The organism is Cupriavidus sp. C1SS-2L (assembly GCF_057073735.1).
In genome coordinates this window covers 1,981,173-1,995,234 of the sequence record NZ_CP172709.1, presented here as the reverse complement: position 1 = coordinate 1,995,234, position 14,062 = coordinate 1,981,173, and the positions used below count along the sequence as shown (strand labels likewise).

The 14,062-nt window shown below is 61.9% G+C and carries 12 protein-coding genes; 6 read left to right on the top strand and 6 right to left on the bottom strand.

From position 1 onward, the window contains the following. Window positions 1–3: 3 nt before the first annotated feature. Both ACIGJG_RS26850 and ACIGJG_RS26845 read right to left on the bottom strand, forming a co-directional pair. Window positions 4–1,629, bottom strand: coding sequence for an MFS transporter (locus tag ACIGJG_RS26850; RefSeq protein ID WP_483673350.1), 1,626 nt, complete (start codon window positions 1,627–1,629; stop codon window positions 4–6). A gap of 96 nt (window positions 1,630–1,725) precedes the next feature. Further along, entirely contained in the window at window positions 1,726–2,400 is a 675-nt protein-coding gene (locus tag ACIGJG_RS26845; protein WP_483674047.1) for an antibiotic biosynthesis monooxygenase family protein, read from the bottom strand. Between the two features lie 605 nt (window positions 2,401–3,005). Between ACIGJG_RS26845 and ilvB the strand changes: the two genes are divergently transcribed. Beyond that, window positions 3,006–4,871 carry a biosynthetic-type acetolactate synthase large subunit gene (gene ilvB / locus ACIGJG_RS26840; protein WP_483673349.1) on the top strand — a complete coding sequence of 622 codons (1,866 nt, stop codon included), beginning with the start codon at window positions 3,006–3,008 and terminating at the stop codon, window positions 4,869–4,871. Window positions 4,872–4,997: 126 nt separating this feature from the next. On the opposite strand, the gene ACIGJG_RS26835 is transcribed toward ilvB, so the two are convergent. From ACIGJG_RS26835 to ACIGJG_RS26825, 3 genes are all read right to left on the bottom strand, one after another. Then, window positions 4,998–6,074, bottom strand: coding sequence for a porin (locus ACIGJG_RS26835; protein ID WP_483674046.1), 1,077 nt, complete (start codon window positions 6,072–6,074; stop codon window positions 4,998–5,000). 142 nt (window positions 6,075–6,216) lie between these two features. Further along, the gene (gene mctP / locus ACIGJG_RS26830; protein WP_011300608.1) at window positions 6,217–7,719 is read right to left on the bottom strand and encodes a monocarboxylate uptake permease MctP; all 1,503 of its coding nucleotides are present in this window, start codon (window positions 7,717–7,719) and stop codon (window positions 6,217–6,219) included. Next, window positions 7,716–7,913: a DUF3311 domain-containing protein gene (locus tag ACIGJG_RS26825; protein WP_041680228.1), complete on the bottom strand. Its 198-nt coding sequence runs from the start codon at window positions 7,911–7,913 to the stop codon at window positions 7,716–7,718. Before ACIGJG_RS26825 ends, mctP begins: the two co-directional genes overlap by 4 nt. 419 nt (window positions 7,914–8,332) lie before the next feature. Here ACIGJG_RS26825 and ACIGJG_RS26820 point away from each other — a divergent pair, with 419 nt between their 5' ends. The 5 genes from ACIGJG_RS26820 (at window position 8,333) to ACIGJG_RS26800 (ending at window position 13,174) form a co-directional block, all read left to right on the top strand. After that, window positions 8,333–9,244 carry a LysR family transcriptional regulator gene (locus tag ACIGJG_RS26820; RefSeq protein ID WP_483673348.1) on the top strand — a complete coding sequence of 304 codons (912 nt, stop codon included), beginning with the start codon at window positions 8,333–8,335 and terminating at the stop codon, window positions 9,242–9,244. Between the two features lie 162 nt (window positions 9,245–9,406). Then, a complete protein-coding gene (locus ACIGJG_RS26815; RefSeq protein ID WP_011300611.1) occupies window positions 9,407–10,174 on the top strand; it encodes a ParA family protein in 768 nt (255 codons plus the stop codon). 93 nt (window positions 10,175–10,267) lie between these two features. Then, window positions 10,268–10,879 (top strand): TetR/AcrR family transcriptional regulator, encoded by a 612-nt coding sequence (locus tag ACIGJG_RS26810; protein WP_011300612.1) that lies wholly within the window; start codon window positions 10,268–10,270, stop codon window positions 10,877–10,879. Window positions 10,880–11,000: 121 nt separating this feature from the next. Beyond that, window positions 11,001–11,969 (top strand): Bug family tripartite tricarboxylate transporter substrate binding protein, encoded by a 969-nt coding sequence (locus ACIGJG_RS26805; RefSeq protein WP_011300613.1) that lies wholly within the window; start codon window positions 11,001–11,003, stop codon window positions 11,967–11,969. A 14-nt stretch (window positions 11,970–11,983) separates the two neighbouring features. Beyond that, window positions 11,984–13,174 carry a M24 family metallopeptidase gene (locus ACIGJG_RS26800; protein ID WP_140950628.1) on the top strand — a complete coding sequence of 397 codons (1,191 nt, stop codon included), beginning with the start codon at window positions 11,984–11,986 and terminating at the stop codon, window positions 13,172–13,174. 34 nt (window positions 13,175–13,208) lie between these two features. Here the strand turns inward: ACIGJG_RS26800 and ACIGJG_RS26795 are convergent, their stop codons facing one another. After that, on the bottom strand, window positions 13,209–14,012 hold the full coding sequence (locus ACIGJG_RS26795; RefSeq protein WP_140950629.1) for a BPL-N domain-containing protein: 804 nt from the start codon (window positions 14,010–14,012) through the stop codon (window positions 13,209–13,211). Window positions 14,013–14,062 lie beyond the last annotated feature (50 nt).

The window sequence follows — 14,062 nt, the reverse complement described above, 5'->3', positions numbered from 1 at the left end:
CCCTTAGTGTGAAGAGGGTGGCGTAGTGCTCCAGGGCGGATAGATGCGCACGGGCAATATCGGAACGAGAAACAGCAAGGCAATGGCAACGCAGGCCATCACGCGGTACAGATCGGCCGAGGTCAGTACGAGCGCTTGCTCGTGGACACGATGGGCGAGCTGAGCCAGGGTGTGCACCGAATCGACGCCCCGGCCTGCCACGACGGCATTGTTGCCAAGCTGGTCCACCAGCATGTTCGAATGAAAGCGTTCGCGACCGGTACCCAGCCCCTCGATCAGGGCCGTTGCCACGGCAGCAGAAAACGTCTTGAGCGAGTTGAACATGGCCGAGGCGAACGGGCCCTCCGTGGGAGGCAATCCCGTGGTGACGCCCATCAGGATCGACAGGATCACCATTGGCTGGGCCATGATCTGCAGCGCCTGAAGCCAGTAGAAATTGACGCGTATCCATTCGGAAGTCATAAGACTTCCCAGCGCGCACGTGGCAATCATGAGCAGCAGCCCAGCCGTCATCACCCACCGGGAATCCACGCGCCGAAGGTTCAGCACGGCCGCCGTCAGCGGCAGTGTGATCAACAGCGGAAGCGCAAGCAGTAACGACAGCGGTGCCGTTTGCAGCGGCCTGTATGCGTGAACCCTGGCGAGGTATTGGCCGGGAATGGCTGCCACGCCGACCAGCAGGATCACGGCACCCGCCAGCGTCATGAGCCCATGCGCGAAGTTCCTGCGGGCGAGCAACTGAAGCTTGAAGAAGGGAAGCGGGTGAAACCACTCGTTGAAGAGAAACACAATGAGAAGGACTACGCCGCCGCCGAACATCACGCGGATGAACTCGGAGCTCAGCCAGTCGAGACGGTCCCCCTGCAGGAGGCCGGTTACGAGCATGGCGACTGCGGGGAATCCGGTCAGCAACCCGGTCCAGTTGAATGCACTGAGCCGCTCAAGCTTGTACGGATCATCCGGCAGGCCCCACCGGACGGCCACACAGCTCGCAATACCGAGTGGCACGATCTGCCAGAAGACCATCTCCCAGCTGACGTACTCCGTCCACAACGCGGCAAGTGGCGTACCGACTGCGGGGCCGAAGGTCGCAGTCAACGCGTAGCCGGCGAGTCCATACAGCTTGATCTTCGGGGGAAGATAGCGCAATGCCACGATGATCAGCATCGGTGGCAGGCAGCCGCCCGCGACACCCTGCAGGACGCGAAGCAGGTAGAGCGCCTGGAGGCTCGGCGCAAACGGGCAAAGAACGCCAAGCAGCATCGTGGCCAGCACGGCGCCGATCGTGAATCGCTTCAGCGTAAAGGTAATGCCGAACCAGGGTGCAAATACCATCGTTGCGACATTGGCCGCTTCGAACAGCGTCGTGAGCCACGTCCCGTCGTCACGGCCGATCGAGAACACGCCCTGTACATCGGCCAAAGCCAGCGCGGTCACCTGCTCATTGAGGATGGCCAGCAACGATGCGAGCAAGACGCCGATCAGGCCGGTCGCCAGGCGCAGCGACAGTGCGGCACCCGCGGGCTTTGGATGCGAAGGGATCCCCTCCTCCTGCACGGAGACCGGGCGCGTCTGTTGCTCGACGGGCGGCACATCCGTTGCAGTGGTTGAAGGATTCGCTGTGGTCATAAATGTCCCCTGACGACTTGATGGGTCTTGGCTCCGGAGATTCCACTTTCTGCGGCGGGTCACGCCGGCAATCTCTGGAAGAAGCGGTGGGCGACTTCAAGCTTTGCGTGGCACCTCTTCGAAGTATTGGGGCGCTTCGCGTCGGTCGAACATGCCGTACTCCCGCACGATGCGGATGCTCCTCAGACGCACGTCGCCTGGCAGCCTGGCGTTCTTCCCGAACGCCAGGGCCGCGGCCTCGTCGCGCCACGTCAGCACGACAATCACTTCTTCGGGTGACAACAGTGCCTTGAACACATCCCAGGCAAGCAGCCCGCGCGCTTGCGCATCCAGCCCAAGCGATTTTGCAACGGCCTCCGCGCTCGCCCCGTTGAGCCAGTAGCGCGACCGATCGGCATCGAGCAGTGTCACAGCCTTGCCTTCACCTGCTTCGGTCACGTCCAGACGCTGCTGATGCAAGGGCTCGCCGATGGGCAGATGGGTGTCGGTGTCGACCTCTCCGATGCGCAGGCGGTAGTCGGCAAAGATCCGGTCACGGGCCGCCTGCTGGACCTTGTGGTGCTTGGTTGTGGTACGCCAGCGGATCAACGACTTTTCGTCACGCCAATTCGACAGCGAGAGCAGCCATCCTGGACGCGTCAGGCTTTCATAGCGCTCGTTGTCGATAAACCCTTCGATCTTCTCAAGTTCGGGCCTGAGCATTTTCGCCATGCCAAGATAGGCATCGAATTGCTCGGGGATGGGATTGACTTCAAGCATTGCAGAGAACACGGCCGACTCCTTCAATTCGTTGGCTGGACGATACGACGCAGCGGGTGCGCCTGCATTCCGTTGCGCCTCTCCGGCGCATTGCAGCGCGCTGGTGTTGGTGCATTCAATGTACGAGATGGAATGATTTTCTTGCGGAGGAAGCGAGTCCGTATCTGGCCAACTTATTCGATAATCTTGCCAGCAGATGTTTGAAATCCTTCTTAACCACCTCTGCATGCAATAGTCTTTTTCCGCCGGGTTAAAAGACATGAATAGCTGGATATTCAGACCCGGAGTGGTGGTGCGCGAGTGGCGTACTCGCTGGCAAGAGGCGGGGACCGGCGTGTCCCCATATGGCCTGGATCCGGTCACTTTTGGCCAGTAACTGAACTTCTTCGGCCAGCGCGGCGCCGCCGTCGTTGCCACAATGACGCACGTCACCCTCACAATTCTTCCAGGCGCACACCAGGAACGTGCCAGGTGGGCAGGCGCAGGTACGGAGAACCCGTCGAAGCCATGGTCCACGAGCTGGTGCCGAACATAAGCTGTTCTCGAGTTGGAAGGGAAATTGTCCGTTAAATCCTGGCTGCTGATGTTGCCAGCACCAATTTCCATGCGATCCGGCCGTGACCCGAAATCCAGAACTTGCCCCCTCACTTCCCCTGACGCCTGCGCCATCGCGCGAGCGCTTGTCGGGCGCCGATATCATCCTGCGCGTCCTTAGCGAACAGGGCGTCGATACCGTATTTGGCTATAGCGGAGGCGCCATCCTGCCGACGTATGACGCCGTTTTCCGCTTCAATGCCATGCACGCGGAAGATCCCGCGCGCCAGATCAGGCTCGTTGTTCCCGCCAACGAGCAGGCTGCCGGCTTCATGGCCGCCGGTTATGCGCGTGCCAGCGGGAAAGTCGGCGTGTTCATGGTGACATCCGGGCCCGGCGCGACGAATGCGGTCACGCCAATTGCCGACTGCAATGGCGATTCCGTCCCGGTGGTGCTGATATGTGGCCAGGTGCCGCGCGCAGCCATCGGTAGCGATGCCTTTCAGGAAGCCCCCGTCTTCAACATCATGTCCGCCTGCGCCAAGCAGGTCTTCCTCGTGACGGATCCTGAAAAGCTCGAGCACACCCTGCGGACGGCATTCGAGATTGCCCGCACGGGGCGCCCCGGTCCCGTGGTCGTCGATGTGCCGAAGGATGTCCAGAACTGGACCGGTACCTTTCACGGTTCCGGCACCTTGCAGTTCCGCGGCTACTCTGAACGTCTTCGCAAGGTGGCGCACGGCGCTCGCCTGGACGAAAAGAAGCGCGCCCGCTTCTTCGATCTTCTCGGACAAAGCAGGCGGCCACTGCTGTATGTCGGTGGTGGCGTCATAGCGGCCGGTGCCACGGCCGAATTGCGTCAGTTCAGCGAGCGCTATGGCATCCCCATCGTGACGACGCTCATGGGACTCGGTGCAATGCCCGCGGATCACGAACTGTATCTTGGCATGCTTGGCATGCACGGTGCCGCGTGTGCGAACTATGCCGTTGAGGATTGCGACTTCCTGATTGCTGTCGGTGCCCGATTTGATGATCGGGTTGCCGGTGGACGACCCGACGCGTTTGCTCCCGGTGCGCGATACGTTGCGCATATCGACATCGATGAAGCGGAGATCAACAAGATCAAGCGGGCGCACTGGAGCCATGTCGGCGATGCCAGGCGCGCGTTGGCGTCGCTGGCGGAACATGGCCCGATCGAGCGGTCGCATTCGGACTGGCTCGATCACGTCGCCGAACTGAAGCGGATTTACCGCATGAATTACGACCGGACCAGTCCCGCGATCCAGCCACAGTCTGTCGTGGAGGTGCTCGGCCAGATCACCGGAGGGCGCGCGATTGTCAGCACTGGGGTTGGCCAGCACCAGATGTGGGCGGCACAGTACTTCCGGTTCAGCGAACCCAGAAGCTTCCTGACATCCGGCAGCATGGGGACCATGGGCTTCGGACTGCCCGCGGCAATCGGCGCGCAACTGGCGCGGCCCGACGCGCTGGTCATCGATATCGACGGCGACGGCAGCATCCGCATGAACCTCGGGGAACTGGAGACCGCGACGACGTACGGGGTACCCGTCAAGGTTCTTCTGCTCAACAATCGCGGTGACGGGATGATCCGGCAGTGGCAGCGACTGTACTTCGAGGGGCGCTTTTGTGTTAGCGACAAGGCACTCCACCGCAAGGATTTTGTCCTCGCGGCGCAGGCGGATGGCTTCGAGTTTGCGTGCCGCGTGGAAGACGCCGACAAGGTCGAGGCGGCGCTCAGGGCCTTCGTCGAGTTCGATGGCCCTGCCCTGCTGGAGGTGATGGTTGACGAGAACGCTGACGTATTCCCGATGGTGGGACCCGGCCAGAGTTACGCAAGCATGATCACCGGACCATTCATCCCTTCACGATCCGGGCCGGAAGGGGCGGAACATGGGGCGCCGCATCTCCCTGCCGCCGATATGTTCTAGCCGCCTGCGCGGACCATTGGAAGTGGAACAGAACGGAACCCGCAGGAACTTGCCACCTGCCCGTCCGTCAGCCACTCCCCAGAAAGCACTGGCCGTGGACACGCCCCGCTGTCGGGGCGAGGCACGTCAGAACCGGTGACGAATACCCATCACCGCACCGAACTGGTCCTTGCCTGGTTGCACATTGAAGACCGCGTTCGCGCCGGTGCCACTGTTAAAGCCATTGACGCCCAGTTGCGAGTTTTCCTTGTTGAGCGCGTAGGACATCGACACGTACAGGTCTGTGCGTTTGGACAGCGAATAGTCCCCATTCAGCGCGAACTGCCACGGGTCCGATCCGGTCTTCCGGAAGTCCTGGTAGTAAGCGGTACCGGTCAGCGAAAAGGCGGGCGTCAGCTTGTACACGATGCCCAGCCAATACAAGTTCGAGCCGGCGTTGGCCGTCTGCGCGCCAGGCAGTGCCGCACCGCCGTACGCCTTTGCCAGGCGATATCCCGCATACAACCTGGCGGCGCCAGCGGCATAGGTGCCAGCCACGGAAGCGCGCCTGATGAGTGGCGCCTGGTTTGCCGGCGTGCCGACATGGGCGTCATCATAGGCCACGCCAACCGAGAAAGGTCCGATGGCATAGTTCACGAACGCGCCGAAATCACGGCCGTAGACGTTGCTGCCCGCCACCTCGGTGCCATTGGATTGGAAAGCATAGAAGGCCTGGGCGGTCAGCCCTCCGAATGCGCCCACATACTTGATGGCATTGTCGGCGCGCGCGCCGAACTCAGGAGCAATCGAAAGCATGCCATAGCGGTCGGCGATGACATTGGGATCGTAGACAATGCCGAACTCGCGCATGGATGTCTGCTGTCGCCCAAGATGCACCGCGCCATACCGGCTTTCCAGGCCCACATGCGCGTCACGGCCGAACAGGCGCCCGCTCTGTCCGGAGTTTCCGGTATCGATATCAAAGCCACTTTCCAGCTGGAGTACAGCTCTCAGCCCGCCGCCGAGGTCCTCAACGCCGCGCAGGCCCCAGCGCGAGCCTGAGAGATTTCCCGATGTCACCCGCAAGAGACCACTGCCGTTACGCCCGGTATTGTCGACGTACTCGACACCCGCGTCCGCCAGCCCATAGAGCGCCACGCCGGACTCGGCATAGACGACGTTGGCGGCAAAGGATGCTGCCAGTACCGCAAAGACCTTCTTCATCAAACCCCACTTCGTTTTATCGAAACACCGCAGAAAAACTCGAAAAGAGCAGCGCCGGTTGCCTGAGCCCTGTTCCACAGGAAACAGAACGGCGCTGCCCAAGGCATGCCTTCACTTCAATCCAGACTCATAAGCAAATGCTCTACCTCGTCGTAACAGTGCCAACTTCGCCTGCAACACGACGCGCTTGTGTCAGCGCCGACACGGCTACCGACACGACGATGTTGACCAGCAGCGCAATCACGCCAACGTAGGTCGGATACACACCATCGCCAATATGCAGCGCATACACCGGCTTCAGGCCCAGGGAAATGGCGAGTCCCGTTCCGGTGACGATGCCGACAAACCAGCCGGCAAGCAGCCCGGTCGCGGTCAGGCGTCGTGTGTATAGCGTGAACACCACCGCTGGAAAGATCTGAAGAATCCAGACGCCACCGAGCAGTTGCAGGTCGATCGCGTATTGTGTGGGCAGCACGATGATGAAGAGCAATGCGCCGAACTTCACGACCAGCGAAAACAGCTTGGCACTCTTAGCCTCTTTTTCGGGGCTCACATTCGGCGCGACCAGCGGCTTGTACAGATTGCGCGTGAACAGGTTTGCCGCGCCGATCGACATGATTGCCGCCGGCACGAGCGCACTGATGGCGATCGCGGCTGCGCAAAAACCCACGAACCAGGACGGAAACAACTTGAGGAACAGCACCGGCACCACATCCGAAGCGGATGACACATGCACGCCGGCGGCAATCGCCATATAGCCGAGCACGGCAATCAGGCCCAGCAACAATGTGTACGCCGGCAGCGCGATGGCATTCTTGCGCACAGTGTTTGCGGAACCCGAAGACAGTATCCCCGTCATGGTGTGGGGATACATGAACCCCGCCAGCGCCGACCCGAGTGCCAGCGTCGCGTACGCCGTGAATTGCGATGGCTTGAGGATGATGCCGGTGGCGCCGCCCTTGGCGTTGAAGTAGGTGTCGGCAGCATGGAACAACGCACCGTAGCCGCCAAGCTTGCTGGGAATGACCGAGATCGCGGCAATGACCACGATATAGATCATGATGTCCTTCACGAAGGCAATCATCGCGGGCGCACGAAGCCCGCTCGAATAGGTGTACACGGCGAGAATGGCGAAGGCAACGATCAGCGGCAGTTCGCCATCGACGCCCAGCCCCTTGATCACCACTTGCATGCCAATCAGCTGCAGCGCGATATAAGGCAGCGTGGCGATGATCCCGGTGATCGCTACTGCCGCCGGAAGCCATCGTCCTCCGATCTCGCCCTGCACATAGTCGGCAGCCGTGATGTGGTTCTTGCGATGGCACACCTCCCACAGCCTGGGCATGACTGCAAACACGAACGGATAGACGATGATCGTATAGGGCATCGCGAAGAAGCCGTACGCGCCCACCGAATAGACCAGCGCAGGGACCGCGATGACGGTATAGGCCGTATAGAAGTCCCCGCCTACAAGGAACCATGAGATCACCGTGCCGAATTGCCGGCCGCCAAGTCCCCATTCATGAAGCTGTGACAAATCCCCCCGCTTCCACCGCGCCGCGACGAATCCCAGCACTGTGACGAGGACGAAGAAAGCAATGAACACCGCCATTGCCACGCTATTGACTGCGGGTGTCTCGCTCATTTCATCCTCCGATAGACGACGTACAGCAACAAGGAGGTAATCGGCACCCAGAGGAACTGATACCAGTAGAAGAATGGAAAGCCCAGCCATTCCGGTTGAGCGCTGTTATAAAACGGCAGCCACAAGAGGCCGATGTAGGGGGCAAACAGGAGCGCCCAGATCCAGCTGCGGCCTCCTTTATCTGGCGTATTCAATGTTGCTCTCCTGAAGTTCCTTGAGCGGACACGGATGCGCGCACGGGGGATGGGAATCGGAATCGACGGCGTCGATCCGATGCCTTCCTGACGGGATGGCACGCGCAAGTTCGATCGCGATGCAATGCATCACAACCGTGCATCGCTGATCCAAATGGTAGTGAAGCGAGCGCGCGCAGGTCGACGCAAATGGGCCAGTCTCTGGCCAATGTTTGCGAGATACGGGCCAATCGACGGACTCGGCAAGGCGGAGGATTTCCCGCGGCAACCTTGGCAAGATTCACGAATAAAATGGCCCAATCCATGCACTGGTTCCCCTTCAGAAAAGGCGCGACGCTTCATAGGATTCATGGAATACCGGAGGGTGATGCCTCCGGGATGTGTCGGAGTTAGAGCGGCCCTCTGTGCCGCACGGGGCCATGCTGCACAAGAAACCTGATGAGATCGTGGACTGGGGCGACTGGGACAATTTCTGCCGGGTCGTCGAGGCCGGGGGCTTTACTGCCGCGAGTGACCGTAGCGGCGTTCCGAAGTCGTCGATCAGCCTGTCGCTGGCCCGCCTGGAAGCCCGGCTGGGCAATCGGCTGCTTGACCGGACCACGCGCAAGATTCGCGTAACGGATCTGGGTCAGACGCTATATGACCGGATCACGCCTTTGCTGAATGAACTTCGGGAAGCGGATAACGATGCGCGGTCAACACGGCAGCAGGTATCAGGCACGCTACGACTGGCAGCGCCGTATGAAACAGGCAGGATTCATCTGGCGCCGGCACTGGTGAAGCTGCTCAGGGCGCATCCGGATTTGAAGGTCGAGATTGACGATACGCGGAGGATTCCCGACCTGCTGGAGCACCGATACGACATTGCGTTCGTCAAGACCGATGCAAGACTGCCCGACAGTTCGCTGGTCAGCAAACACGTTGTGGCAATGGAACGCGCTTTCTACGCAGCGCCGGAGATGATTGCCAGGCGCGGGCTCCCGCGGCAACTCCCCGATATCGGGTCGTGGCCCATGATCGTGGACGGTGACGATACTTATTGGGATCTGTTTGAAAACGGGCGGGAAGTCGGGCGGGTAGCCGTATGCCCGGCCATCCGGACGCCGAATGTTGAGATTCGCGTGCGCACCGCCATCGAAGGTCTTGGCGTCGTACGGCTGATGCCGGCATACATCGAAGATCAGGTCAAGCGAGGAGAACTGGTGCGGTTGTTCCCTGCACTTCTTTCGTCTCCGCTCAGGGTATATGCGCTGACTCCGGCCCGAAGGCTTGTACCACCCAAGGTAAGAGCATTGCTGAATGCATTCGAAATCCGGGAGACTGACGCGTGACCGCTCCGCTAGCCGGTCCCGGCGTCCTTGATAACTGTCCACTCGAGTACCAGTGATCGCCAGCCTGCGCAAGTGCGAACCACAGCCCCGTCCCGCTGCCCCCGCACCCTACCTTGTTAAGGTATGCTTTCGCCTCCGAAACGATCTTCTCCAGAGGGGCAAATGCGGCGCGTCGTGTTCAATCAGAAGGGTGGCGTGGGCAAGTCGACCATCGTATGCAATCTCGCGGCGATCAGCGCCAGCGAAGGGTTGCGCACGCTTGTCGTCGATCTGGACGCGCAAGGCAATTCGACCCAGTACCTGATGGGCGCGCAGGCAGCCGAAGCCACGCCGACGGCGGCGCATTTCTTCGAGTCGTCGCTGACCTACAGCTTCAAGCCGGTGGACCTGAGCGAGTTCATCCACACGACGCCGTTCGAGAATCTCGATGTGATGCCGGCGCACCCTGACCTGGACTCCCTGCATAGCAAGCTGGAATCGCGCTACAAGATCTACAAGCTGCGCGACGCGCTGATCGAACTGGAATCGGTCTATGACGCGATCTACATCGACACGCCGCCGGCGCTGAACTTCTACACGCGTTCCGCGCTGATCGCGGTGGAGCGCTGCTTGATTCCGTTCGACTGCGACGACTTCTCGCGCCGCGCGCTCTATACGCTGCTCGACAACGTGAAGGAAATCCAGCAGGACCACAACGAAGCGCTGCAGGTCGAAGGCATTGTGATCAACCAGTTCCAGCCGCGCGCGAGCCTGCCTGTCAAGCTCGTTGAGGAACTGGTCAGCGAAGGGCTGCCGGTGCTCGCATCGCGGCTGTCGTCGTCTGTGAAGATCCGCGAATCGCACCAGCATGCCACGCCGATGATCCACCTGGATCCGCGCCACAAGCTGTCGCAGGAGTATCTGGCGCTGCACACCGAACTGGCAGGGTGAAAGTCTGCGGGTGCGGCGTCGGGATTCGATCACGTAGAATTCCGGGCTGCCGCCCTGCCCGCTTTCGTGCCAGGGCATGATTGCCCGCCTGCCATGCCAACACCCAAAGCCACCATTGACCGGTCCACCAGCGAGCAAGCGCTGCAATTGCTCGATGCCGCCACCGCCGAAGTCCTTGCCAATGGCCTCGGCGACCTGTCTCTCCGGAACATGGCCGATGCGCTCGGCACCAGCCACCGGATGCTCATCTACTACTTCGGCTCCGCCGATGGCTTCTGGCAGGCGCTGCTGCACCGAATCCGCCATGCGGAACAGGATGCGCGGCAACGCGTAATCGTCGATGGCATGGATCCGCAAGCCGCGATGGAAGCCGCGTGGGAACGCTACTCGGCGCCTGCCTACCTGCCGATCATGCAACTGCTGTTCGAGATCTACGGCAAGGCAATCCATGACCGCGAACGCTTCAGCGGCTTTCTCGACGACGTGATCGGAAGCTGGGCCACAATGCTCGCCGAGCGCTTCCGGGAAAGCATGGGACTGGATGAGGCCGAGGCACGCCTGAGAGCGCGTGTTGAGGTCGCCATGATGCGGGGGTTGTTGCTCGATCTTGTCACTACCGGTGATCGCGAAGGCACTACGGCGGCCCTGAAATATTTCGCCGGCAAGATGGCGCTGAGTCCCGCCTCCGGCAAACCCTCCGTCTAAGCCTCCTTTTTACTGATGTTCTGCTCGTAAACCCCGATTCCGCCCACCGATGTACCACATGGTACATTGCGTCCTACACCCTGGTTGTCAGGGTGTCTCTCGCAATGAATCAAGGTGGAATATGGACCGGCGACAACTACTTGCCTGGGCGGCTGGTACTGCGGTAGCGATGACGCTGCCGGGTATCGTGCAGGCGCAGACTTTTCCCTCCAAACCCGTGCGGCTCGTGGTGCCGCAAGCCGGCGGCACCGGCAATGACGTGCTGGCCCGTGCCCTCGCGGAAAAGCTCGCGCAGGCGTGGAAGCAGCCTGTCGTCGTCGAGAACAAGCCGGGCGCCAACGGCACTCTGGCAATCGGCTACGTGCTGGGACAGCCGGCGGACGGGCATACGCTGTTCTTTGCCGGTGTCTCCAACCTGGCCTTCAACCCGTTCCTCTATCCCAAGCTGCCGTATAACCCGACCCGCGACCTCACCGGTGTCGCAATGCTTGCCAATTCGCCGTTCGTGTTCGTTGCGGCCCCGTCGCTGAACGTGAGCACGTTCCAGGACTTCGTGCGCATGGCGAAGGCGCGTCCGGGCGAGATCAGCTTTGCGTCGGGCGGCATCGGCAACTCTACGCATCTGGCCATGGAACTGGTGGCCGAGCGCACCGGCATCCGCATGCAGCATGTGCCGTTCAACGGCACCGGCGGTTCCACGAGCCTGATGAGCGGGCAGACGCCGGTGATGATGAACGTGATTGCCGGCGTGCAGCCCTTCTTCGCGAGCAAGAAGCTGGTCCCGCTGGCCGTGACCGGCGACAAGCGTTTGCCGGCACTCCCAACGGTGCCCACCTTCAAGGAACTCGGCTATGACGTGCAGGTGCCCGGCTGGTACGCCATCGTGGCGCGCGCGGGCACGCCAGCGAGCGTGGTCCAGAAGGTCAATGCCGATATCAACCAGGTCCTCGACGATCCCGGCTTCCGCGAAAAGCTCGGCTACCAGTTCCTTGACCCGATCAAGGGGCCGCCGACCGAAGTCGAGCGCTACATGAAGCGCGATGCCGACGCCTGGGGCCCGATCATCCGGCGCCTGAACATTTCCCTCTGAGTATCGAGATTGATATGGCACACCTTAGCAAGGCAGTACACGACTATCGCCTGTCGGCCATGCACCGGCTGATGGACCGCCTGAGCGTCGATGCGCTGGTCTTCGGCACGCCCGACTTCTTCCAGTACGCGACTAATTACCAGCTCGATGTCTGGCCGTGGGAGCGGCCTGTATTCGTTATCGTGCCGCGCAACGGCGAAACCTTCGCGGTCATGAACGAGCTGTCGACGAACCACCTGCGCTTCGCCACCAGCAAGGACACTGTGTGGATGACCGACGTCACGTTCTACGCCGAGCACCCGCGCGTGTCGAATCGGCTGCCGTTGCCCGCGCAACTGCCCGAGGTCGTCGCCGCGCTGCTCAGCGCCAAGGGGCTGGGCATGTCGCGCATCGCGGTCGACACGCAGCACCCGATTCTGGTCGGCGCGCAGCGCTACCTGCCCGAACTGACCTTGCGCCCGTCGCTTGCGGAAATGCGTAGCCTGCGCTGGGTCAAGCATGCCGAGGAGCATCAGGTCATGCGCGACCTCGCGTCGCTGACCGACTGGGTGCAGGACCGCTACCGCGAAAACATCCGCCCCGGCCGGCTCGTGCAGGAACTCGATCACGCGATGGCCGCGCTGATGGTGGAAGAAGCAGCGAACCGCTTCCCCGGCGAGGACTTCGACATCCTGAAATGCTGGACGCTGGCGGGCGCCGCGTCAGCCTCGCCGCACGGCGACGGTGCCGCCTGCGGGTCGCGCATTGCGCGCGGCGATACCATCGTCAACCTGATCCTGCCGCGCCTCAATGGCCTCCATGTCGAGAACGAACGTACATGGTTCTGCGGCCGGCCCGACAGCGAGCAGTCGCGGCTTTACCAGGTCGCGGCACAAGCGACCGACGCTGCGGTGGCCGCTGCAGTTGTTGGCAAGCGCGTGTGCGACATGGACGCCGCGGCGCAGGCCGTGATCGAAGCCGCCGGCTGCGGGCAGTATGTCTTCCACCGGACCGGCCACGCGGTCGGGCTGATGCTGCACGAGTATCCCGAGGACATGGCCTTCAATACCCGGCCGCTGCTGGCGGGCGAAGTCTACTCATCGGAACCGGGGCTGTATGTCTACGGGCTAGGTGGATTCCGGCTCGATGACACCGTCATCGTCGGAGAGAGGCCGGAAGTGATCGTCAAGACGCCGAAGACTCTCGAATACGCCACCGTGGCATAGGCACGTTGTGGCCGCCCCCTGCATGGCGGAAGCGCTATGCCAGCGTCAGTCCGCCATGCGCCAGCACTTGCCGAAACACTTCCAGCCGCGCATCGCCCGTCTCGGCCAGCTTCCGGCACACGTGCATATGCTGCTCCATGTCGCTGTGCCCGCGCAGCACCTCCTCGAATTCCTGCTCGGAGATTTCGAGGTGAACACCGGTCAGGATCGCGCGGCCCCGGCCGACACGCGAACTGACGATGGCTGGCGGCGCGTCTTCGATATCCGCGTAGACGGCCAGTACTTCCGTACCGGCACCGGGCGCCTTACCGAAATCGAAGCGGCAGCCGCCGTGGTAATGCGTGTAGGCCGAGATCGGCGCACCCGCCAGTTGGCCCGTGGTACGCAATTCGACCGCCGCGGCCGTGCGCGGCGTCCCGTCATAGAGCCGCCCGCCGGTCAGTTCGGGCAGCGAGCCCACCGCGACAGCGTCGACGAAGCTCAGCTCGCGCGAACCGCAGATCGCACCGCGCGTGCCGGCGTGGAACGCCAGCTCCCGGCACGCGTAGTAGGCGCCCGCACAGATCCCCAGGTAGACGCCGCCCTCTTCGACAAAACGCCGGATGCGCGCATTGGGCGCGCCATTGAGTTTCGCGCAGTATGGCAGGTCGGCGCCGCCGGGCATGACGAACATGACCGCGTCGTCGAACAGCGTCGGGTCATGCCGGATATCCGATGCCATGACCGCACGCATCTCATATGTGCCGGACTGCAGTTGCTGCCCGATGGTGCGCATCAGGCAGGCGGTCCAGTCGGACGCGCCGGCATCGATGTAGGTCAGGATGTGGGGCTTTGACATCTTGGGCGGCGGCCGGGGGCCACGTAGGGGCATTGCTTCCGAGTGTATTC

What these genes read in the sequence shown, in the direction of transcription:
- ACIGJG_RS26795 (WP_140950629.1), bottom strand. Translation starts at nt 14,012, where the DNA reads ATGTCAAAGCCCCACATCCTGACCTACATCGATGCCGGCGCGTCCGAC.
- ACIGJG_RS26800 (WP_140950628.1), top strand. Translation starts at nt 11,984, where the DNA reads ATGGCACACCTTAGCAAGGCAGTACACGACTATCGCCTGTCGGCCATG.
- ACIGJG_RS26810 (WP_011300612.1), top strand. Translation starts at nt 10,268, where the DNA reads ATGCCAACACCCAAAGCCACCATTGACCGGTCCACCAGCGAGCAAGCG.
- ACIGJG_RS26835 (WP_483674046.1), bottom strand. Translation starts at nt 6,074, where the DNA reads ATGAAGAAGGTCTTTGCGGTACTGGCAGCATCCTTTGCCGCCAACGTC.
- ACIGJG_RS26815 (WP_011300611.1), top strand. Translation starts at nt 9,407, where the DNA reads ATGCGGCGCGTCGTGTTCAATCAGAAGGGTGGCGTGGGCAAGTCGACC.
- ACIGJG_RS26820 (WP_483673348.1), top strand. Translation starts at nt 8,333, where the DNA reads ATGCTGCACAAGAAACCTGATGAGATCGTGGACTGGGGCGACTGGGAC.
- ACIGJG_RS26805 (WP_011300613.1), top strand. Translation starts at nt 11,001, where the DNA reads ATGGACCGGCGACAACTACTTGCCTGGGCGGCTGGTACTGCGGTAGCG.
- mctP (WP_011300608.1), bottom strand. Translation starts at nt 7,719, where the DNA reads ATGAGCGAGACACCCGCAGTCAATAGCGTGGCAATGGCGGTGTTCATT.
- ACIGJG_RS26850 (WP_483673350.1), bottom strand. Translation starts at nt 1,629, where the DNA reads ATGACCACAGCGAATCCTTCAACCACTGCAACGGATGTGCCGCCCGTC.